Origin of the sequence: Myxococcus dinghuensis, from assembly GCF_024198235.1 — a bacterium.
In the GTDB taxonomy this organism is placed as follows: Bacteria; Myxococcota; Myxococcia; order Myxococcales; family Myxococcaceae; genus Myxococcus; species Myxococcus dinghuensis.
Window position 1 is genome coordinate 12,277 of the sequence record NZ_JAKCFB010000060.1, and the last position, 21,409, is coordinate 33,685.

Here is a 21,409-nt window from a genome sequence, read left to right on the forward strand (position 1 = left end):
CGCTATCTTCCGGTGATTCATGGCCCGCTCCACGCCTCTCGACGTCCAGCGTCGTCGGCTCTACGCGCTCAAGCGAGCGCCCGCGCTGCGCCACACGAGCAACACCGTGCTGCTCCAGTTGCTGGAGCTGGCCTGGGAGGTGAGCTGGGCGAAGGACACGGTGCTGTGTGAAGAGGGCCAGGAGGCGCAGGGCTTCTTCCTGCTGCTGGAAGGCGAGCTGGAGGCGCACCGCGACGACGAGCTGCTCTTGACGCTCCGCCCCGGGACGCCGCTGGGCTTCGAGGCGCTGGTGGGCGGGCGCTACACCGTCACGGCCCGGGCGGCCACGACCTGCAAGGGATTGTTCTTCCCGCGCGACGCGGTGTGGAACCTCGTGCAGGGGCGCGCCGGGCTGCGACAGGATTTGAAGCGGCTGCTGGCGAGCGCGCCGCGCGCGGAGGAGGAGGGGCCGCCCCAGGTGGAGGTGGTGGCCTTCGACAGCCAGGTGCGCGGCGCGCCGCTGTCCCGGCTCATCGCGCTCATGGCCAAGGTCATCAGCCATGACTTCAAGGACCGGGTCCTGCTGGTGCGCCCCTGCGCCGAGTCCCCGCCGGACGCGCCGGTGGTGAAGGGCGCGGATGGCGTGCTGCGCACCACGGTGCCCGTCACGGCGGACGGGGCGCCGGGCCGGCTGGAGCTGGCGCGGCTGCGCGACATCACCCGGGAGCACGACCCGCACTACGTCTTCCTGGATGGCTGCGACGTGGACGCGCCGCTCGTCGACAAGGAGGTGCGGCTGGTGTCCCGGCTGGACGACCTGCGCGCGCGGCGGGGGGAGGAGCGGCGGGTGCTGCCCACGGTGGTCATCGACCCGAGGGCGCCACCGCGCGGCGGGGCGCTGGGCGGCGAGCCCCATGAACACTCGCGGCCCATGACGGGGCTGCTGCCCTCGTGCGTGCTGCGGCTGGAGCTGGAGCGGTTGGAGCGGCTGGAGCTGGACGCGCGGCCCTTGTCGGCGCTGGGGTTGGAGCGCGCGGAGCGGGCGGCCCTGTCGCGATGGGCGCGGGCCCTGACGCACCGGCGCGTGGGGCTGGCGCTCAGCGGTGGCGGCGTGTGGGGCTTCTACCACGTACACATCCTGCGCTGGCTGGTGGCGCACGGCGTGCCGGTGGACTTCGTGAGCAGCTCCAGCATGGGCTCGCTGGTGGGGGCGTACTTCTGCGGCACCGCGCTGGACGGGCGTGATGGGTTGGAGGGGCTCGCGTGGCTGGAGGAGCGGGCCATGGGCCGGCAGCTCTCCCTGGCCGCGGCGGCGGCGTTCGTCACCACGTATTCGCTGGAGCGCTTCGTGGCGAAGGACCTGGGGGACGTGTCGCTGGAGGAGCTGCCCATCCGCTTCCTGCCGGTGACGACGGACCTGACGAGCGGGGACTGCGTGGCGCTCGAGCGGGGGCCGGTGGCGCGGGCGGTGCGCGCGAGCGGCTCCGCGCCGGGCATCTGGGCGCCGACGATGGTCCCGCCCGCGCGCTACGTGGACGGCGCCTTCACCAGCATGGTGCCCGCGAGCGTGCTGGTGAACGCGGGCGCGGACCTCGTCTTCTCCAGCAACATCTTCCCCTTCGGTCCGCGCGAGACGGCGTGGACGCCGGACAGCCGCATGGGCCGCTTCCTGGCGGGGCTCGACCCGGTGGCGCGAGTGCTGGACCTGGTCGCCAGCGGTGTGTTGCTGTTGCACCGCAACGGCGATGCGGAGAGCCTGATGGCCGACGTGAGCTACGACATCCAGTCCGCGGACGCGCCCTTGCTGACGGCCATGGAGTTCACCAAGGCGCGGGACATCCTGCGGCGCGCGGCGGGCGACGAGGCGCTCCAGTGGAAGCTGGAGGAGCTGAAGGCCCACTGGCGGCGGCTGCGCGCGCGGTGTGGCCCCCACGGGCGCCGGGGTGGGAGGCGACAAGCCGCATGATTCCGGTGCGCATCCTGGGGACGGCGAGCTTCCAGCCGGGGCCCGCCGTGACGACGGCGGAGCTGTGCGAGCGCGTGGGCCGGGACGCGGCGGAGGTGACGCGGAAGACGGGCATCCACACCCGGCACTTCGCGCCGCCGGGGATGACGAGCGCGGAGGTGGCGGCGAGGACGCTCGGTGACGCGCTGGAGGCGGCGGGGCTGGAGGCGAAGGCGCTGCGGCGCATCTTCTGCGTCACGTCCATGGGAGGCGACGTCACGACGCCCGCGACGGCGAACCGGGTGGCGGCGGCGCTGGGGCTCTCGGGGAGCTGTGACGCCATGGACCTGGGCAACGCGTGCATGGGCTTCCTGAGCGCCTTCGACCTGGCGGCGCGCTCGGTGGCGACGGGGTTGGGGCCGGTGGGCGTGGTGTCGGTGGAGCTCTTGTCGCGCACGACGACACCCGAGGACCCTCGGCCCTACCTGGTGCTGGGGGACGCGTCCGCGGCGGCGGTGTTGGGGACGGCGCGGCCCGGCGAGGGCGTGCTGGGCGTGGCGCTGGGCAACGACGGCTCGATGCCCACGGACGTGGTGCTGGAGAACCCGCACGCCACGGGGCGGCTGGAGCGGATGCGCTTCCTGACGCCGAGCCGGGAGATGACGCGCGTGGCGCTCGGGGCGCTGACGCGCGCGGCGCACACGGTGCTGGGCGAGGCGGGGCTGACGATGCGCGACGTGGAGTGGGTGGTGACGCACCAGCCGAACGGCAGCATGTTGGAGGCGGTGCTTCAGGCGCTGGAGGTGCCGCCGGAGCGCGGGGTGCGCGTGGTGGACACGGTGGGCAGCGTGGGCTCCGCGTCGCTGCCCACGAGCCTGGACCGGCTGCTGCGCACGCGTCCGGTGAAGCCCGGGGACCGCATCCTGATGGTGGGCGTGGGCGCGGGCGTGGCGCACGGCGCGGTGCTGTACCGGGTGGGAGGATGACGGGCGCGAGGAACCTGCCGCTGTCGACGTGGCTGACGTTCTTCGGCCTGCTGCGCCGCTACCACCGCTACGAGGTGGTGAACCTGGAGCCGCTGCTGCGGCCGGGGGCGAAGCTCATCGTCGGCTATCACGGACGCCCGCTGGCCGTGGACCTGTGCATGCTGACGGTGACGCTGCACGAGCGGCTGGGCTACCTGCCGCACGGCGTGGCGCACGCGGCGTTCGACCAGCTCCCCGGGATGCGCGCGGTGGCGGAGGGGCTGGGCTTCGTCACCGGGGATGACCCGCGACTGGCGGAGGCGGTGGCGCGCGGAGAGCATGTGCTGTTGCAGCCGGGTGGCACGCGTGAGGGGTGTCGGAGCTTCCGCCACCGCTACCGCGTGGACTGGGGGGAGCGGCTCGGCTACCTGCGGCTGGCGGTGCGGTACCGGTTGCCCATCGTCCCGGTGGGGGGCAGCGGAATGGATGACGCGTACCTGGGGCTCAATGACGGGTATGCGCTGGGGCGGCGGGTGGGCATGCCGGCGCGGCTGCCATTGTGGTTGGGATTGGGCGCGACGGGGGTGTGGCCATTGGCGCTGCCCTTCCCGGTGAAGATGACGCAGTGGGTGGGTGAGCCGCTGACGCGACACCTGGGGCCGGGGTTCGACGCGGAGGACCGGGCGTCGATGCTGGGGATGCATCGGGAGGTCGCGGGCGCGGTGCAGGCGCTGCTGGACCGGGCCCGTGGCCGACACGACGCGCGCGCGCGCGGAGAGGCAGCGGCGACATGAGCGACACGGAGGGACGCGGCGCGGAGGGTCGCCAGTGGGCACTCATCCTCGGGGCCTCCTCGGGCACGGGAGCGGGCATCGCGGTGGAGGTGGCGCGCAAGCCGGGGCTGGATGTGTTCGGCGTGCACCGGGGACGGTATGCCGAGCAGGCCGAGCGGTTGGAGCGACAGGTCCGCGAGGCGGGGCGGCGCGCGGTGCTGTGGCAGGCGGACGCCTCCACGCCCGAGGCGGCGGAGGCGGGGGTGGAGGCGCTGCGCGAAGTGGCCGGACCGCGCTCGGTGAAGCTGTTCGTGCATTCGATTGCCGGGGCCTCGGTGGGGCACTTCCTGTCGGAGGGAGAGGACCGGCTGCACGCGAAGCGGGTGCGGCGCACGTTCGACACGATGGCGCACTCGTTCGTGTTCTGGGCCCAGGCGCTCGTGGCGCGCGACATGCTGGCGCCCGGGGCGCGGCTGCTCGGCTTGCAGAACCCGTTGGACGATTCGCACCTGTCGAACACGGGGCTCATCAGCGCGTCGAAGGCGGCGCTGGAGATGTACGTGCGCTACCTGGCGATGGAGCTGGGGCCGCGGGGGCACCGGGTGAACCTGCTCAAGTTCGGCACGGTGATGACGCCGGCGCTCCAGCACGTGTACTCGCCGGAGGCACGGGCGCGACTGGAGACCGCGCATTCGCGAATGAACCCGGCCGGGCGCATGTGTACCGTGGAGGAAGTGGCGCGCTTCGTCGGCGTGCTCACGGGCGACGACGCGGCCTGGTTCAACGGCGCCACCATCGACTTCACCGGAGGCATGACGCTGCGCCTGCTCGACCTGGTGCTCAATCCGTGAAGCGACTCACGCGTCCCGCATCCGGAACGTGAGGCTGTAGAAGAACGGGGACACCTGCTCCGCCACCACGTCCGTGGCGCCCTCCGGGAGCAGCTCCGTGGGACAGTGCGGGTCGCGCGAGTAGAACGTAATCGCGCGGAACGCGGCGCGCTGGAGCAGGGACGGCCGGAAGTCCGGGTCCATCTGCTCGTCCACCACGACGATGGGCGTGCCCGGCTTCGCCACGCGCGCCAGCTCCTCGAGCGCGCGCCCCGGGTCGCGATAGCCGCCGATGCCTCCCACGCTCAGCACCCGGTCGAACGTCTCCGCCGGGAAGGGCAGCGCGTGCCCGTCCGCCATCAGCAGCCGGACCGCCCCGAACCGCCCGTGGCGCAGCCGACGCTGACACTGCCCCAGCATCCCCTCGCTCAGGTCCACCCCCCACACCTCCACCGGGAGGTCCGCGGGCAGCGCGCGCTGGATGAGCGGCAGGTTCGCCCCCGCCCCCACGCCCACCTCCAGCACGCGCACCGGAGCCTCACCCTCCAGCGCCTCCAGCTCCAACCTGCGCACGTAGCGCCCCCGCATCCGCGCCTCGGACACGGACTGGAGCAGCGGCGTCAGCACCGTCGTCAGCGGGTCATGCAGCGAGGGGAGCCCGTCGTAGATGACGCGCATCAACCGGTCCGTGCCACGCACCGCGTCCTCGCGGTACAGCCGGGCCAGCCCCGCCTCCACGCCCCAGGCCTCGCCACAACCGCCACAGCGGAGCTGGCCGGACTCCAGCCGCCCCGCCTCCTCCTGACCGTGGAACACCAAGGTCCCGCCACAGGCCGGACAGGCCAGCAGCGCGACGTCCCCCGCTTCCAGTCCGCTAGGCACCCGGCGGTTGTAGCACCCTCGCCAGCGTCAGGTCGTCCTGGGTCCCTAGCTGTGCGAAGCGTTCCACGGCCCGTGCCATGTGGGTGCTCCGTCCCGGGTCGTCCTCGGGCAGGTGCCGCGCCAGCTCGTACCGCGCGCGCGCCTCCTCGTAGGCCGTCTCCTTCGCCGTGCCCACCGCGATGCACTCGCGCCAGGCGTCGTACGCCCCCTGCGCGTCGCCCGACAGCCACGCCTCGTAGCCCCGCCACAGCCGCGCCGCGGGCTCACCGAACGGGAACACCCGCGCGAAGCCCTCCACCGCCCGGACCGCGGCCCGCGTGCTCTCCACCAGCGCCGCGTCCCGCCCGCCCTCGCGCTCCCACAGCGTGAGCAGCACCTCCGCCACCGTGGTGACGCCGAAGTACACGAAGTGCGCCACGGCCTTGCCCGCCGACAGCTTCTCCAGCGCCTTCTCCGCCGCCACCCGCGCCCCGGCCACGTCGCCCTCGCGCAGCCGCAGCAGCGCCTGCGTGCCCTCCACGATGATGCGGTCCGTGAGGCCACCCTGCGCCTCCGTCCACGCCACCGTCTGGTCCAGCGCGATGCGCGACTTCACCAGGTTGCCCAGCCGCAGGTGGATGAACGCCTGGTAGTGCAGCGCCCAGTGCTGCGTCTGCAGCGCCCCGCGCCGCCGCGCCGAGTTCTCCAGCCACTCCATCAGCGGCAGGCCCCGGTGGAACTTCCCCTGGTAGCACGACGCCACCGTGAGCAGCGCCCGGCACTCCTCCGCGAGCCGGAAGTCCCCCACCGAATCCACGATGCCGATGGCCCGCTCCAGCCACGCCTCCACCTCCGCCCACCGCGCGACGTACGTCGCGTACACGGCGTTGCGGTTGAGCACGTAGGCCAGGTCCGCGGGGCTGCCCACGCGCTCGGCGACCTCGCGCGCCCGCCCCATCCACACCTCGGCCACCGGACGGATGGGCACCGTGCCCGCCACCACCGCCATGTTCGTGTAGCCGCGCGCCAGCTCCGGGGACGCGCCCGCCGGCTCGCACAGGTTGAGCGTGCGCAGCCCCGCCCACAGCACCGGCAGCGCCTCCTGCGCGTAGATGAACGCGTCGATGAGCCGCATCAGCAGCCGGCCCGCCACCCGGCGCACCCGGCGCCGCTCCTCCGTCTCCTCGTCGTACGCGTCCGGCCGCGCGCTCTGCGCCAGCCGCAGCACCACCTGCGACACCGTGCCCAGCGCCCACCCCATGCGCGACGTGGGCACCGGCCAGCCGAAGTGATTGAGCGCGCGCTCCGCGTGCCGCCGGAACGTCTCCAGCTCCCCCAGCTGGAAGCGCGCCTCCGCCAGCAGCGCCTCCAGGTGCCCCATCCGCAGCACCTCGCGGGACGACACCCGCTCCAGCGCGCGCGTCAGGAACGGCAGCGCCTCGCGGCACGCGCCCACGCGCAGCGCCGCCTCGCCCGCGCGCTGCGCGTACTCCGCCTCACGGCGCGAGTCGCCCGCCTCGCCCCAGTGGTAGCACAGCGCCGCCGTCCACTCGTCGGGGACGTCGCGGTACGCCGCCTCGAGCGCCTCCGCCACGCGCCGGTGCAGCAGCGGACGCTCCGCCGCGGCCAGCTCCTCCAGCACGCCCTCGCGCAGCTTGTCGTGCGCGAAGCGCCAGTGGCCGTCCGCCACGTCCAGCACCGCCGCCGCCGCGCAGTCGGACAGCCAGCGCTCCACGTCCACGCCGGGCGCCGCCGCGCGCAACAGCGGCGCGTTCACCTGTCGCCCCAGGATGGCCGCCACGCGCAACAGGTCGCGCGAGCCCACCGGCACCTTCTCCAGGCGCCGTCGCACCAGCCGGCGCACGCCACCGGCGAAGACACGCTCGGGGAGCGCCTTCTCCCCCAGCCGGTCCAACCCACCCGCCTCCTCCGCCAGCGCGCGCGCCACCTCCACGAGGAAGAAGGGGTTGCCCTCCGTCTCGCGGCGCAGCAGCTCCACCAGGTGCGGCCGGGCCCCGGCCGGGCCAATCATCGACTCGCTGAGGACGGCGATCTCCCCCGCGTCCAGCCGGGGCAGCCGCAGCACGTCCAGCCCGGGCAGCTCCACCGGCAGCGTGGGCGCCTCGTCGTCGCGGAAGCTGCCCAGCAGGAGCAGCGGCAGCCGCGCCGCGCGCGCCGCCAGACGCGACAGGAGCAGGAGCGACTCGCCGTGGGCCCAGTGCAGGTCCTCCAGCACCACCACCGTGGGCTGCGCCAGCCGCTCGAACAGGTCCTCCACCAACTGGAGCAGGCGCGCGTGGGCCATCTCCGCGCCCAGCTCCGCGGGGTCCGCCACGGGCCGCCCCAGCAGCACCTCCAGGTCCGGCACCAGCGGCTTGAGGACGCTCGCCTCGCGCTCGTCCAACGGCACGAGCACCGACAACCAGCGCAGCACCGGGCGCCACTCCTGGTACGGACTGCCGCCGGCGGCCACCGCCTGCCCGCGCAGCACCACCGCGCCGCGCACCAGCGCCATGGGCCGCAGCTCGTCGAGCAGGCGCGACTTGCCCACCCCGCTCTCGCCGCCCACGAGCATGCCGCCACCGCGCCCCGCCAGCGCCGCCTCCAGCACGGAGCCCAGCCGCGACAGCTCCCGCGCGCGCCCCACGTAGCGCGCCGCCTGGAGGAAGCTCTCGCGGGTGGTGACGGTCTCCACCGGCACGGGCCGCCCCGTCGCGGTGCACAGCGCGGAGATGGCCGCGTCCGCGCTCCGGGGACGCTCGCGCGGGTCCTTCGACACCAGCCGCTCCAGCACCGTGCGCAGCGGCGCGGGGAAGCCCGCCGGGGCCTGCACCTTCCCGTCGAAGGGCAGCCGCCCGAACATCATCTGGCACGCCATGGCGCCCACGCTGAAGAGGTCCGTCACCTCCGAGGGCGGCTGGTCCTCGAACAGCTCCGGCGCCAGGTAGCCCGGCGTGCCGCCCGGCTGCGCGTGGTGCACCCGGTCGCGCCCCACCGCGAGCCCGAAGTCGAGCACCTTCACCTGCCCGCGCGTCACCAGCACGTTGGCGGGCTTGAGGTCGCGGTGGATGACGCCGCGCCGGTGCAGGTACGCCAGCGCGTGCAGCGTCTGCACCAGCAGGTCCACCTGCGTGCTCAGCGGCTGGTTGGCGCCCGCCTGCACCAGGTGCCGCGCGTCCTCCAGCAGGTCCATGGCCAGGTAGGGCCGGCCCTCCGCGTCGAAGCCGTAGTCCAGCACGCTGATGACGTGCGGATGGCGCACGGACGCCAGCGTCTGGAACTCGTGCGCCAGCGACAGGGCCAGCTCGTGGCGCGCCGCGGAGGACGGGGTGCTCTCACCCGGCGGCAGCTTGACCAGGTCCTCGACCGTCTTGTGCAGCCGCTTGATGGCGACGGGGCCCGCCAGCAGGTCCTGCGCGCGCCACACCGTCCCCGCACCGCCACGACCCAGGAAGTCCAGGATTCGGTAGCGCCCGCCCACGACCTCGCCCTCGGCGCGAAAACGCGCCGGCTCCTCGGGCCGAGGGACCATCGCTTCGAGTGGGAGAGGACGCATGTGCGGGGGGCCGCCCGGCACGCATGATAACGAGTTTCAGGAATCCCGGGAGTCGGATTCCCGGGCTGATACACGGGTTGTCACACACCCGGCACCCGTGGTGATTCCTCACTCCCTGAGAGGTAGGCCGCCCCGCGTCCGGCCGGTGGCTCAGCCGCCGATGAGGCTGGCCAGACCGCGGCCGCCCTGGATGGCGCCGTAGATGAGGGCGCCGAAGTAGCCCATGGTCCCCAGCGTCATCGCGTGGCCCGCGAGAATGGAGTAGCCGTCACGCTGCAGGATGCCGATGGCGAAGAACAGCGCGGCCAGCGCCGGCAGCGTGTTGCTGAAGGGCACCAGGCCGAACGGCGCCATCAAGAGCACGCCGGCCACGAAGAGCATGAACCCGTTGAAGCGGTTGGTGCTGGCGCCGTGGGTGAGCGCGAGCAGGCGCGGCTTGCTCAGGCGGTCCACCTTCATGAACACGTCGGCGCCCTTCTCCAGCGCGGGGGCCAGCGACACGCGCGACAGGCGGCGGTCCATGAACCGGCGCGGCAGCCACGGCACGCGGTTGAACATCACGCCCAGGCCGATGAGGACGATGAGGGCCCCGAACACCGTGGAGACGCCCGGGACGGAGACCGGCAGCAGGAAGGGGAAGGTGAGGATGCAGCAGAACAGCAGCAGGCCCTGCTCGCCACAGGCCTCCATCAACTCCCGGACGGTGAGCGACTCGGGCAGGCGCGCCGCCAGCGCGCGCAGCGTGGCGGACAGCTGGACCTGGGTGTCGGAGAAATTGGCGGACGAGGGCGTCGACGAGGGCGTGGACATGGACGCCCGGTGACTACCACGGTCTGGCGCCCCCCGCTCAACCCCAGGCGATGTCGTATACCGCCTTCTCGCCCTCTCGACGGACGACCTGCACCGAGGGGCGGGGCGCGCCGCTCGCCTCCAGGCCCGCGAGGAAGAGGCCCACGTAGAAGCCCGCCACCACCACGGGCTGGCAGGTGAGCGCGTAGCGCCCGGGCCCCACCGGCTCCAGCGTCGCCTGGAGGTAGTTGGTGCCGGTGCGCAGGTTGCGCGTCATCCGCGCCAGCATCCGGTCCGGGCCGAGCAGCCTCACGGAGGACAACAGCGCGCTGCCGATGAGGGTGGAGCCGAAGCCCTCGACGAAGCGGCGCCCCACGACGGCGGCGCCCTCCTCCAGCGGCAGCTCCGGGGCCAGCGTCTCCGAGGCCACCTTCAGGGCGCCCAGCCACACCTCGAGCGGGTAGGCCGGCGCGAGGCGCCCCTTGGGGTCCACCCCCACCTGCTTGAGGCGACCGACGCAGCGGTCATCCAGTTGGTCCCCCAGGGCACGGAGGAGTCCTTCGAAGCTCTGGGGGAAGACCAGCGGCTCAGGGGTGTCCAAGGCGGGCGGCATGCTAGCCACGGGCCGGGGCCTTCCGCATCCGGCAGGTTGCCGACCTGGGGGGTCGGAAGCGTCCTCCCGTGAACACCCGCCTCGGTCCGGGGAGCCGCCTGGGCCCTTCCCGCGCAGGGGAGTGTGGTGCCGCGTACGGGTCGGCACCGGCTTCGAGGCGGAGGTGAAGCCTCGGCTAGAGGCGCCGGGATGACGGGCACACCGGCACCCTCCGCTGCCGGCGGATGAGAACCTGGCACGCAATCACCACGAGCTGCAGGGACTGGCCATCGACGCGAGGCTCGGGGATGGCCTGCGCGAGGACGTGTGGCGGGACACGAACGCGCGCGTGACGGGGTCGGTGGTGAAGCAGATGCAGCAGGCGTTCGCGGAGAACTGGCTGGGTCCGTCGACTACGACCCGCGGTCCTTCACCGTGTTGGAGGAGGGCTCGCGGATGGAGGCGTTCTTCTTGGCGGACCTGTCACACGCGCGTGAGGTCGGGGTGGATGAGGTGCCTTAAGCCGGGGCGTCCGGTAGCGGCCAGTGACACGGGCAGGGCTGGGCAGCGCGGCGGGGCTGTGCTGAAGAAGGGCTCCCCTCTTCCGTCGGGAGTCACCATGGCATCACAGGACGCGCGTCTTCTCTTCGTCGCAGGAGCCACGGGGGCCACGGGCCGCAACGTGGTGAAGCAGGCGCTGGCGCGCGACGTGCCGCTGATCGCGCACGTGCGACCGAAGAGCGCGGAGACGGAGCCGGCGAAGGGGTGGCCTCGCAAGGCGGTGGTGGAGCTGGCGGACGGGCCTGGGCTGGCGAAGCAGATGCAGGGGTGCACGACGGTGCTGCAGCTCATCGGCACGATGCGCAAGCGCTTCGGGACCGGGGACACGTACGAGACGAGCGACATCGGCACGACGCGGCAGTTGGTGGAGGCGGCGAAGACGGCGGGGGTGGACCACCTGGTGCTGCTCAGCTCGATGGGCGCGGGGAAGCCCGTGGGGGCGTACCTGAAGGCGAAGGCGGAGGCGGAGCGGCTGGTGCGCGAGAGTGGAATCCCGTGGACCATCGTGCGTCCGCCCGCGTTCGAGGGCGAATACCACCGCCCGCCCGCGCTGTTGGGCGTGCTCGCGAAGCTGCGCCCGTTGCGCGGGCTGCGCCCCATTCATCTGGACCAGCTCGCGGCGGTGCTGCTGCGCGTGGCGGAGAAGCGAGCACCGCTGGGCGCGGTGCTCGAGGGGGACAGCTTGTGGGAAGAGGTCGCGGCGGCGGGGCGGTGAGGAGTCGATTCGTCCCGAGGACCACGGGAGAACACTTCCCTCCGTTGGTCGGCCCACACCATGCTGGAGCGTGGCGTCCCGCTCAGGGAGAAGCAGTCTGGATGGGAATTGGCTGCTTCTTTCGCTGAGAGTTCCCGAAGACCCAATTCCCTTCCGCCTTTTCGCCAGTCGGAGTCGTCAAGGTGGCATCCACGCGAACCTCATCGGGACGATTGGTCCCTGGAGTCAGGTACTCCGGAGTGATGCGCACCCTGACGGTGTTCCCGTCTCGGACATACCGAGCCAAGTCCATCTCCAGCTCATACCAATTGCGGACGAAGTGACGATCTACCCGCTTCTGCTTCGTGGGGCTTCTCGGGTCCTCCTCGTTCTTTCTCACCGAACCATTCTGATAAACCGTCTGCGGGAAGTAGTTGAGAAGTTCTGGCGGCCCGCCGAATTGGGCACCGATGAAATGCCCACCCTGGTCTCCGTCATACCTGAGATGCTCGTCACCAGGGCTCGTGCCTCCATTCGCGCTCTGGTCGGGCCCCGGCCTTGTCATGACGGGCGTCCGCTCGCCATTGGCGTCGACGTTGAACTCGAAACTACCCTCGAGCTGGAGTCCGTCGTCTCGCACGCCGTTCTTCGTATAGACGAGGTCTCCTTCAATCGAAGCAATCCGGCCGCGTTCATCCGTCACGTACAGATATCGCCCATCAATCCAATACGCACTGTTGGGCTTCGGCTGATTCAGCTCTGGATTCACTTTGCCCGTGGTGGCCTTGCTCGCCTCGACTCGAACGTCTTCGGGTCGAATCCCTGGGGGCAACGTTGTCGCGACCCAGGGAGGAACATTGGGAGGCAATCTGGAAGCAGGATCCCCGACAGGCGTGGTCGTGTCCTCCATGGCAACATGACCACGCCCCTTGTCCACTGAGTCGACCTGCGCGGCGTGTTCGCGAATCTGGTTCTCGATACTCGCGATGCGATTCTCCAAGTCCGCACGCTGCTGCGCCGTCGCGGGAACGGAACTGTTCGTCGCCCCCTTGATGCTCTGTTCGAGCTGCGCCTGGGTCGTCTGGAGACTCTCGAGGATGCCGGAGAGCTTCTTCACCTCCAGCCGTGACTCGAAGCCCTGGCTTCCGTATCCGGGCATACCGGTGATGGCCTGCTTCACCTTGTCGATGAGCTGGCGCACCTTGCCCACGGCGCCCTCGTAGCGCTGGAGGATGCGCGCCGTCTCCATGTGGGCCTGGATGTCCTCCTTCGTCGCGGCCGGGCCCGCCTCGATGCGGACCTTCCCATCGTCGTAGCGCACCTGCGTCGTGCGTCCCGGAAGCGCGGGGTTGCGCACCACGGGCACCGGCGCCTTCCCCGTGTTGTCGGTCCCCTGCTCCGGAGTCGCCGGCCTCGTCTCCGTCGTGCCGGGGTTCTCCGCGCGAGGCTTCTGCGGCCCGGGAGCGATGATGAGCTGTCCCGTGCCGGGGTTCACCCGGAACTGCTGCGGAGGCAACCGAGGAGCAGGCGGGCGCGCACCCTGCTCCGGAGCCGGAGTATTCGCCGTCGTCCCCGGCTGCGTCCCATTGCCCGTCTTCGACGTGTCCCCTGGCTTCGCGGACGTGCCCGTCTCTCCCGTGCTCCCCGTGGGCTTGCTCCCATCCGCGCCATTCGAGCCGCTGCTCCCCGACGAGCCACTGCTCCCGGACGAACCACTGCTCCCCGAGCTCCCATGCTTCTTCTTCTTCGACGTGCCCCCACCGTCCCCGTCGCCGCCCACTTCGATCTTGGGTCCGCCCTCGGCGCCGCTGCCCTCGGCGGTCATGTCGCGGTGCCGCGCGTTGATCTCGAAGTCCACCACGCCGAGCTTCGCGCCGAACCCCAGCTCGCGGTCCTTGTACGAACCGGTCGTGGTCGACTCCTCGTACTGCACACCCTCGAAGGCCGTGTCGAACTTGCCGTCGATGAGGTTCTTCATGACCTTCTGAAGGTCCTCACCGCGCAGGCCGCTGACCTCGGAGGTGTAGAACTTGCCCTCCTTCCCCAGGTCCATCGAGCCCTCGATGGAGATGGTCGTCTCCGCCGAGTCCACGAGGGCCGCCGTCGCCGGGCTCGCCACGAACGCCAGGAGGTCCTTGGGGTCCGCCGTGCTGGCGTCGAGCGGGATGCGCGTCTCCAGGCTCACCGTGCCGGTGACCTCGCCGCCGTACTGGCCGCCGAACTTGCCGAAGCCCGCGGCGACGCTCGCGCCGGCGGAGCCCTCGACCTCCAGCGTGCTCACCAGGTGCGTCGGCTTGCCGTTCGCGAACTCCACCCGGTAGCTCTGCGTCGCGCCGATGCTGGCGGACAGGTCCGCATTGGCGGGCCCCAACTTGAGGCCGAGTCCCGCCTCGGCCTCGGCGCCCAGGTTCACCTCCATCGCCGTCAGGTGGTCGAGCATGAACTTCTGGTCCTCGCCCCCCGAGGCGATCGCCGCCGGTCCCTTGCCCAGGATGACGGCCGCCTTCGCCGCCTCCTCCGGCGTGTCGAACGTCATCTCCATGCGCCCACCGGCCGACAGCGACGCGGACCCCACCACGCCCACGCCCACGTCGCCCGTCACCTCGGCGGAGAGCTGGTACTTGCCGTCCGAGGTCATCTCGACCTCGATCTCCCCGTCGATGCCGGCCTTGAGCCCGACCTTCCCATCGAGGTTCCCGCTCAACGTCAGCGTGTCGCCGGGGCTGTTGAGCGTCTTGATTTCATCCGCCAGCGCGCCCTCGACCGGCGCGGTCATCTTGTCGATGGCCGCGTCCACCGGCTTGAGCAGCACGTCCTTCGTGAAGCGCATCGTGTCCACGGCGACTTCGCCGGCCGACAAGGCCAGGTCCGTCAACGTGTCGACGGCGAACTCCTTGACGTCCTGGGTCCACGGAAGCTGGCGCTCCCGGTCGAGCGTCTTCGGCGCCTTGCCCTTCACGGGCTTCCCGTCGCCATCCACCTCGAAGCCGGCGTGGTCGTACTTCCAGCGGTTGCCGCCGGCCTCCTGGAGGGTCTTCGCCTCCAGCGGCTGGTGCTTCATCTGGAGCTGGCCGTTGGCATCCACCGTGCCAGACGCCTGCGTCACCACCTGCGTCCGGCTGGCATGTCCCTTCTCGAACGTGGAGCCATCCGGGTCGTACGACGTCACCGTGGTGCGGCTGGTCACGTTGCCCGGCGTCTTCGACGACACGGCGGGCAGCGAGTCCGTGGAGGTCGCGTCCTTGGGGCCACGCGTCACCTCCTGCTGGTTGCGCACCACCTGGATGCCATTGCCGTTGGCGTCCTTGGGCACGGCCTTGAGCTGCACCGAGTCCGACTTCTGCGTGGTGACGGCGGGCTCGCCCTTCGCGTTGTAGCGCGTCTCCTCGGTGAGGGTGAGGCTCGAGCCCCCTGGCTTCAGGGACGTGGCGGGGTTGTTCGCCTGGTGGTGGCCTTCCCCCTTGGACGCGTTGTCGAGCGCCTGGCGCTGCGCGGCCTCGTGGTCACCCACGGCCTTGGCGTCGAAGCCCGGCGTGTGCACCTCCGTGGTCTTCACCGACTTCGTCTGGACACCCCGCGCGTCGAACTGCGTCTCCGTCTTCACCGTCGCCGGGCCCTGGGGCACGTCGGGCCGGTTCGCCAGCTCCGCGGGAGGCTTCTCCATCTGGAGCTCCTCCGTGCGCGACTTCAGCACCGGAGGAGACTTCGTGATGTCGTAGGCGGACGTCGTGGAGGTGGTGGTCGCGCCCGTCTTCGGGTCCTGCTTCGTGGAGGACGAGCGCGACTCGAGGCTCTGGGGCGTGCCTCGCGCGTCCACCGTCCGCGTCCACGTGAGGTCCTCCGCACCGGCCTTGCCCTGCGCCGGCTGGGGCTTCTTCACCGAGGACGTGTAGCCGCCATCCGGCTTCACGGTGACGGTGTGCCCGCTCTTCGGGTCCGACAGCGTCAGGTCGCCCGTCTTCGCGTCCTTCTTCACCTGGTACTTCCCGCCGGACGACGGGTCCGTGAAGGTCTGTCCGTCGGCCAGCTTGCGCGCCGCCTCGATGTCCCGCCCGTCCACCGAGTCGAGCAGGGCGAGGGGCGGTCCCCCCTTCGAGCGGTCCACCTCCGGCGACGCGGTGGTGCCGAGCACCCTCTCCAGCTCCGCCAGCCGGGCGGGGTTCTCGAACGCGGAGGCGAGCTCGTTCTTCTTCGGCTTGAGTCCGTCGAGGTCCCTCTGCGTGAAGGGCGGCGTCTTCTTCTCGCGCGTGGCGGCCGCGTTCGCCGTGCGCATGCCCTCCTCCGCCATCTTCCCCGACAGGGCCGCCAGCGCCTCGGAGCCCTGGAGCTTCGCCTCCGCGGCGGTGAGCTTCCCCTTCGCGCGGGTGTTGGCGAGCTCCGCCGCGTCGGCGGCGGTCTTCGTCTTCTTCGCGCCCTCGGGGGTCTGGCCCGGCGCCTTCGCGGCCTTCTGAGCATCCGCCAGGGCCTTCTGCAGGGCGGCCTGTTGCTGCCGCGCCGCCTCCACCGCCTGACGTGCGGCCTCCACGGCCTGCCGCGCCGCCTCCGCGGCCCGACGCGCCTCCTCCGCGGCCTTGCGCGCGGCCTCGGCGCGTTGACGTTCGGCTTCGGCACGACGCGCGGCCTCCGCCGCCCCCGCGCCCGAGGTATTCGATCCACCACCCGTGGGTGAAAGACCCATTTGGAATGTCCCCTTTTGTGAAACGAATTCTCAAAGATTATCGGGAGGAGGGTGCAAACCGTCCCAGGCTTTTCCCGCGAATCCCAACTCGTTGCCGGATGAGGGGCATCCGCCAATCCCTCGCGCGCGGCGGCAAGGAGGGCGAGCGGGCCCGCCCCAAGGCAACCCCATGAATTGATGGAGGCTTTCCATGCGGCCACCCGCGCGCACACAGGGACCGCCGGGCGTCAGCGATTGAAGAGTGATTGCAACCCAACGCCCCCGCTGGAACCACCCATCTCGCCGGACACGAGGAGGCCCCCCCTTTTCGGGGTGGAAATCCTCACGAAGCGAGAGGGCGGCGGCGGTGGGGCGAGGTCAGGCGGAGGCGCGAATCTGCTCCACGAAGGCGTGGGCGGCGGCGGCCTCGACGCCATGGAGGCGGGCCATGTCGCGGGCGATGTCGGCGGGGTCGTCGCCCATGCGCAGCTGCATGCGGACGTTGTGCTCGAACGGCTGGAGGATGCGCAGGGCCGCGTCGCCCCGGGCGGCGGCCACGACGGGCGTCGCCTGTCGCGGAGAGCGGCCCATCTCCGCGCGGGCCTGCACGTAGGTGACGAGGTTGGACAGCAGGTAGTACCAGGTCACGAAGAAGGAGATGGTGCCCCACCAGCCGAGCGTGAGGTTGCGCAGGGTGTGGTGCCAGAAGGCCTTGCCCAGACACCCGCGGCACAGCTCGGCGGCCGTCGTGTAGGAGCGGCGCGCGAACACCATGCCCACGTTGTGGTTCAGCTCGACGTAGGCCGTCGCCTCCGAGCGGGAGCAGTGGTCGCATCGCATGGCGACGCACCCTAATGGGTTCCACGCTCGGGTTCGAGCCCGCGCGCACGAGCCCGGGAATCCCTGGCGACCCGCGCGGTCCAAAAGAAAGAGGGGCCACCGAGTCCTCTCGGGGGCCCCTCCTCGATTGCGCGCCTCGGGCGGAGGAGCGCACGGACGCGCCAGTCACCTCACGGTGACGGGGAGTTCACGCGTCTTCAGTGGGCGACCGCCGGCTTGATGCCGTTGCGGAAGTCCTGGTGCCACGCCTTGGGCAGGCGCTGGAGGATGGAGATCTGCTCACGCTTGGGCAGGGTGAGGGCATCCTGCATGCGCAGGTCGCCCACGAGGAAGCCGCCGGCGTAGAGGGTGCGGCCGTTCTTCTTCACCGCGAGCAGCTCCTGGTCGGTGCCCAGGGCCAGGTTGTAGACGCGCTGGCCTTCCGGCGAGACCTTCGTGATGGAGGTCAGCGTGCTGACGCCCTGCTCGGTGCGGACCTGGTCCTGCACGCGCAGGTCCTTGGCGGCGACGACCTCGCCCGTGGCCATGATGACCGGGTGCATCTCCGTGAGCGTCGCGTCGTGGCCCGCGGCGTCGCGCAGGCGCAGCATCGGCTTGACCTCGTTGCCGCGGGAGATGTCCGTGACGGTCAGCGCCGTGCCCTGCGCGTTGGCGAGGACCTTGTCACCCATCTGCACCTCCTCCACCGGCACCACGCGGCCGTCCGCCAGCTTCACCTGCGTACCGGAGGCCATGCAGCTGTTGCGGAAATAGATGTTCGGCGTCACGCCCGAGTTCGCCTTCGGGTAGATGACGAGCAACGGCAACTCCACGCCGTTGCAGCGCACCTTGCCGGTGATGGTGATGGTGTAGCGCGTCATCTCGTTGACGACCGTGGACGCCTTGCAGTCCGACGGGCTGGTGCCCGTGCCCGCCGTGTTGAAGAGGCGGTTCATGTTCGTGAGCACGTTCAGGGGCGTCACGTTGCTCCCCAGCGGCAGGGAGGTGACGAACTCCGTCTGGTTGAGGCAGGTACGACCGGACACATTGGTGATGAGCTGGATGCGCGCGCGCGACACGCTGTTCAGCGTGCACTGGAAGCCGCCCTCCGCGCCGGCGTTCACGGTGCCGCGCACGGGGACGTAGAGGTTCTCGTAGTCGTACGGCGCGCCGAAGGTCCAGTAGTCGGCGGGGTTCAGCGTGCCCGCCAGGGTGGGATAGGTCGCCGCGACACCCGCGGGCACCGACGGATAGGGAACCAGCGAGCCGTTCTGGTAACCCGCCACCGAGTAGTCGCAGTCAGCCCCACCGCGCAGCTGGCAGGCATAGATTTCCGCGTTCGGCGCGTTGACCAGCACCTTGCGCGGGTGGGTGAAGGCCACCGTCGGAGGCGTGCTCACCGACGCGCCGCGCTCGACGATGTACGACGTCTGGTCGAGGTCCGCGCCGAGCGCCATCAGCAGCGACTCCATGCGCAGCACGCGGCCCTTGCCGGAGGCCACGGTGGCCGGGGCGCGGACGTCGTCGAACGCCAGACCGCCGCCGTACTCCTCACCCGAGGCGGAGGAGACGAGCACGGAGTTGGTCTCCGCCACGTTCGTGTCGTAGTTGAAGAGGTCGGCGTAGACGTAGTCCGCGCCGTCCTTGCACGCCACCTCCACCACGGGGAAGAACGTGGTGAAGCCGTTGGAGTTGACCGGGTCCTGGCTGTACTTGAGGAAGTGGTTGCACCACGCCCCCTCCACCAGGTTCGCCGGTTGCGTCCCCGCGGCCTGCCGCGCCAGCGCGCGCTCACGCATGAAGTCCAGGCGACGGAACAGCTCCGGCGCGTTGCGCTCGCTCTTCCCGGCCGACGTCAGCCGACCGACCAGGAACTGCCAGTCCCCGTCGTTCGCCAGGTCCAGGTCGACGCGAAAGACACCCGTGTCCTTCACCGCCGCGTCGAACCGCTCCACCAGGCTCTGGGCGTTGGCGCGGTCCTCCTTCGGGGGCGTCAGGGGGTTGCTCCAGCCCGCGGTCAGCAGCATCACTCCGGCCAACGGCAGCATTCGAGACAGCTTCGTTCCTGCCTTGTGCATGATGACTCCTCCGGTTCGACGGCTCGGCGACGACATGACGACAGACACGGCCCGGCCGGTCACGGGGACGTGACCGGATCGCTTCGTCCTGGCCTGGGAGTGGAGACGTCGCGGGTGACTGACGGACCGGTCGCATTCCGGTGACGCGCGAGCCCCCCGCCTCAACCCTCCGCGCAATTCTTCACCACGCCAGAAAATCTGGACTTACAAGTCTTTCAGGCATAATGATTTGACAACACATTCAATGGCAATAGCACCCGGACGTGTTTCCAAGAAGTTTGCCTTTCCTCCGGAGACCCCATGATTGCAACGTCCATTGGTCAACGCCCACACCTGGGCTCGGCGTTGGGACGTCTGGCCATGAAATGGCTGGTCGTGGCCCTCGCCGCGGCGCCGCTGGTGCACTGCTCGGACACGGAGGAGGACGGCGCTCCCGACGCGAGCACGCGCGAGGACGGAGGGGCGGATGGTGGAAACCCCGATGGCGCCACGCCGGACTCCGGCCCCGACGGAGGAGGCGCGTCCGACGGGGGCGCGGATGGTGGAAACCCCGGAGATGGGGGCTCGGACGCCGGCCCCTTGCCCACCGTCACGGGAGCGTGCGGCCAGGACGGGTGGTGCTGGGACAATCCCATCCCTTCTGGAGACTCCCTCCAGGCGGTCTGGAACGGGGGGCCCTCCGATGTCTGGGTCGCGAGCGGGAACCACGCGCTGCGCTGGAATGGGCAGACATGGGGGCTGCGTGAAACGGGACTCACCGGCAATCCCTTACGACTTTCGGGCAATGGCCGCGAGGATGTCTGGCTCGCGGGTGACTCGGCGGAGCTGGCCCGGTGGGATGGACAGACCTGGGGGCATGTCTCACTGGGTCAGGCGGGACAGGTGAGCGGCTTGAGCGTGTCCTCCGGCACGGAGGGCTGGCTGACGCAGGCGCCGAGCACCGAGGCCCCCAACGGCCGTGTGTGGCGCCGGACGGCGACGGGCTGGGCGCCGGCGGACGGGCTGGCCGGCCAGACGCTGTCGGCGGTGTGGAGCCGCGCGCCGTGGGACGTCTGGGCGCTCGCGGGGGAGCAGGGCCTGGCGCGGTGGCGGGGCCAGGGCTGGAGCGCCGCGGGGCTGCTGCCCGGAGCAGCGGCGAGCGGCGAGGCCTACACCGCGCTGTGGGTGGCGCCGGACGCGGACACGGGCTTCGCGGTGACGGCGTCGGGCGCCATCGCCCGCTGGGCGGGCTCCGGCTGGGTGTCGCTCCAGTCACCGCGCGCCGTGCCGCTGCACGGCCTCTGGGGCAGCGGCGCGAACGACGTGTGGTTCGTGGGCGACCTGGGCACGCTGCTGCACTGGAACGGACAGGCGGTGTCGGTGGTGGACGCGGGAACGCAGGAGGACCTGCTCGCCATCTCCGGGACGGGCGCGGACCACGTCTGGGTGTCGGGGGCGCGCGGAACCCTGCTGGTGAGGAACGCCTCGGGGTGGCACAAGTTGACGCGGGACCTCGCGCCCGCCGCGAGCTGGAGCGTCGTCACCGGCTCCGCGGCGGACCAGGTCTGGGTCTTCGGTCGGATGGGCACCACGGGCGCGGCGCTGCGTTGGGATGGACAGACGTGGCGGGCGGCGGAGGCGCCTCCCGAGCCCATCGTCGCCGCCTGGGCGGCGAGCCCCGAGGAGGTCTGGGCGGTGGGCACGCAGGCGCACCGCTGGAACGGGAAGAAGTGGGAGGCCTTCGCGCTGCCGGAGGGGCTGGTCGCCCGAGCCATCCACGGCGCGAGCCTCACGGAGGTATGGCTCGTCGGCGCGGAGGGGCGGCGCGCGGTGTGGCGAGGGCGGAACTGGTTGGACGCCGGGCGGAGCGACGTGGAGCTGCACGACGTGTGGATGCTGACGCCGGGGTACGCGTGGGCCGTGGGCGCGAAGGGGACGTTCGAGAACTACAACGGCGCGGACTGGGTCCCCATCACCGTGGAGCCCGCGCACACGCTGCGAGGCGTGTGGGGCACGAGCGACGAGAACGCCTGGGCCGTGGGCGACCAGGGGTTGATCGTCCACTACGAGGGCATCGTGTTCCGGGTGGACACCACCAGCGCGCGGGGCGCGGCGCTCCGGGATGTCTGGGGCTCGGCCGCGGACGACGTGTGGGCCGTGGGTGACGGCGGCGTCCTGCTGCACTTCGACGGGACGCGCTGGCAGCGCCAGGAGAGCGGCACCGTGCAGGGACTGGCGGGCGCCTGGAGCGCGGGTGGCGCGGCGTGGGCCATCGGCGAGCAGGGGGCGGTGCTGCGGCGGCGCTGAGGGCCCACGACCCGGGCGCGGTCC

Annotated in this window: 13 protein-coding genes; 6 read left to right on the forward strand and 7 right to left on the reverse strand. The window is 71.4% G+C overall.

Annotated features, from left to right (window positions below):
• Positions 1-19: 19 nt before the first annotated feature.
• From LZ198_RS39735 to LZ198_RS39750, 4 genes are read left to right on the forward strand one after another with little or no spacing between them, the layout of a single operon-like run.
• Complete coding sequence (locus LZ198_RS39735) at positions 20-1,945, forward strand: patatin-like phospholipase family protein (protein ID WP_253977384.1); 1,926 nt, start codon at positions 20-22, stop codon at positions 1,943-1,945.
• On the forward strand, positions 1,942-2,910 hold the full coding sequence (locus LZ198_RS39740; protein WP_253977385.1) for a 3-oxoacyl-ACP synthase III family protein: 969 nt from the start codon (positions 1,942-1,944) through the stop codon (positions 2,908-2,910). The genes LZ198_RS39735 and LZ198_RS39740 overlap by 4 nt, the downstream gene beginning before the upstream one ends.
• Complete coding sequence (locus LZ198_RS39745; RefSeq protein WP_253977386.1) at positions 2,907-3,683, forward strand: lysophospholipid acyltransferase family protein; 777 nt, start codon at positions 2,907-2,909, stop codon at positions 3,681-3,683. The genes LZ198_RS39740 and LZ198_RS39745 overlap by 4 nt, the downstream gene beginning before the upstream one ends.
• On the forward strand, positions 3,680-4,513 hold the full coding sequence (locus LZ198_RS39750) for an SDR family NAD(P)-dependent oxidoreductase (protein ID WP_253977387.1): 834 nt from the start codon (positions 3,680-3,682) through the stop codon (positions 4,511-4,513). The genes LZ198_RS39745 and LZ198_RS39750 overlap by 4 nt, the downstream gene beginning before the upstream one ends.
• 6 nt (positions 4,514-4,519) lie before the next feature.
• Here LZ198_RS39750 and LZ198_RS39755 read toward each other — a convergent pair whose 3' ends face one another.
• The 4 genes from LZ198_RS39755 to LZ198_RS39770 all read right to left on the reverse strand — a co-directional run bounded on the left by LZ198_RS39755 (position 4,520) and on the right by LZ198_RS39770 (position 10,299).
• Positions 4,520-5,374 carry a methyltransferase domain-containing protein gene (locus LZ198_RS39755; protein ID WP_253977388.1) on the reverse strand — a complete coding sequence of 285 codons (855 nt, stop codon included), beginning with the start codon at positions 5,372-5,374 and terminating at the stop codon, positions 4,520-4,522.
• Positions 5,367-8,885 carry a serine/threonine-protein kinase gene (locus LZ198_RS39760; RefSeq protein ID WP_253977389.1) on the reverse strand — a complete coding sequence of 1,173 codons (3,519 nt, stop codon included), beginning with the start codon at positions 8,883-8,885 and terminating at the stop codon, positions 5,367-5,369. Before LZ198_RS39760 ends, LZ198_RS39755 begins: the two co-directional genes overlap by 8 nt.
• A gap of 174 nt (positions 8,886-9,059) precedes the next feature.
• Positions 9,060-9,719 carry an exopolysaccharide biosynthesis protein gene (locus LZ198_RS39765; protein WP_253977390.1) on the reverse strand — a complete coding sequence of 220 codons (660 nt, stop codon included), beginning with the start codon at positions 9,717-9,719 and terminating at the stop codon, positions 9,060-9,062.
• Between the two features lie 37 nt (positions 9,720-9,756).
• Positions 9,757-10,299, reverse strand: coding sequence for a DUF2378 family protein (locus LZ198_RS39770; RefSeq protein ID WP_253977391.1), 543 nt, complete (start codon positions 10,297-10,299; stop codon positions 9,757-9,759).
• A 610-nt stretch (positions 10,300-10,909) separates the two neighbouring features.
• On the opposite strand from LZ198_RS39770, the gene LZ198_RS39775 reads away from it, so the two are divergent.
• Positions 10,910-11,566, forward strand: coding sequence for an SDR family oxidoreductase (locus tag LZ198_RS39775; protein ID WP_253977392.1), 657 nt, complete (start codon positions 10,910-10,912; stop codon positions 11,564-11,566).
• 82 nt (positions 11,567-11,648) lie between these two features.
• Here the strand turns inward: LZ198_RS39775 and LZ198_RS39780 are convergent, their stop codons facing one another.
• The 3 genes from LZ198_RS39780 to LZ198_RS39790 all read right to left on the reverse strand — a co-directional run bounded on the left by LZ198_RS39780 (position 11,649) and on the right by LZ198_RS39790 (position 19,099).
• Positions 11,649-16,223, reverse strand: a complete 4,575-nt coding sequence (locus tag LZ198_RS39780; protein WP_253977393.1) for a DNA/RNA non-specific endonuclease — start codon at positions 16,221-16,223, stop codon at positions 11,649-11,651.
• A 357-nt stretch (positions 16,224-16,580) separates the two neighbouring features.
• Complete coding sequence (locus LZ198_RS39785; RefSeq protein WP_253977394.1) at positions 16,581-17,042, reverse strand: hypothetical protein; 462 nt, start codon at positions 17,040-17,042, stop codon at positions 16,581-16,583.
• A gap of 197 nt (positions 17,043-17,239) precedes the next feature.
• Positions 17,240-19,099, reverse strand: coding sequence for a Hint domain-containing protein (locus LZ198_RS39790; RefSeq protein ID WP_253977395.1), 1,860 nt, complete (start codon positions 19,097-19,099; stop codon positions 17,240-17,242).
• A 360-nt stretch (positions 19,100-19,459) separates the two neighbouring features.
• On the opposite strand from LZ198_RS39790, the gene LZ198_RS39795 reads away from it, so the two are divergent.
• Complete coding sequence (locus tag LZ198_RS39795; protein ID WP_253977396.1) at positions 19,460-21,385, forward strand: beta propeller repeat protein; 1,926 nt, start codon at positions 19,460-19,462, stop codon at positions 21,383-21,385.
• Positions 21,386-21,409: the final 24 nt, after the last annotated feature.

Coding starts and splice junctions, on each gene's coding strand:
- LZ198_RS39735 (WP_253977384.1), top strand. CDS start 20: ATGGCCCGCTCCACGCCTCTCGACGTCCAGCGTCGTCGGCTCTACGCG.
- LZ198_RS39740 (WP_253977385.1), top strand. CDS start 1,942: ATGATTCCGGTGCGCATCCTGGGGACGGCGAGCTTCCAGCCGGGGCCC.
- LZ198_RS39745 (WP_253977386.1), top strand. CDS start 2,907: ATGACGGGCGCGAGGAACCTGCCGCTGTCGACGTGGCTGACGTTCTTC.
- LZ198_RS39750 (WP_253977387.1), top strand. CDS start 3,680: ATGAGCGACACGGAGGGACGCGGCGCGGAGGGTCGCCAGTGGGCACTC.
- LZ198_RS39760 (WP_253977389.1), bottom strand. CDS start 8,885: ATGGTCCCTCGGCCCGAGGAGCCGGCGCGTTTTCGCGCCGAGGGCGAG.
- LZ198_RS39765 (WP_253977390.1), bottom strand. CDS start 9,719: ATGTCCACGCCCTCGTCGACGCCCTCGTCCGCCAATTTCTCCGACACC.
- LZ198_RS39775 (WP_253977392.1), top strand. CDS start 10,910: ATGGCATCACAGGACGCGCGTCTTCTCTTCGTCGCAGGAGCCACGGGG.
- LZ198_RS39780 (WP_253977393.1), bottom strand. CDS start 16,223: ATGGGTCTTTCACCCACGGGTGGTGGATCGAATACCTCGGGCGCGGGG.
- LZ198_RS39785 (WP_253977394.1), bottom strand. CDS start 17,042: ATGCGATGCGACCACTGCTCCCGCTCGGAGGCGACGGCCTACGTCGAG.
- LZ198_RS39790 (WP_253977395.1), bottom strand. CDS start 19,099: ATGCACAAGGCAGGAACGAAGCTGTCTCGAATGCTGCCGTTGGCCGGA.
- LZ198_RS39795 (WP_253977396.1), top strand. CDS start 19,460: ATGAAATGGCTGGTCGTGGCCCTCGCCGCGGCGCCGCTGGTGCACTGC.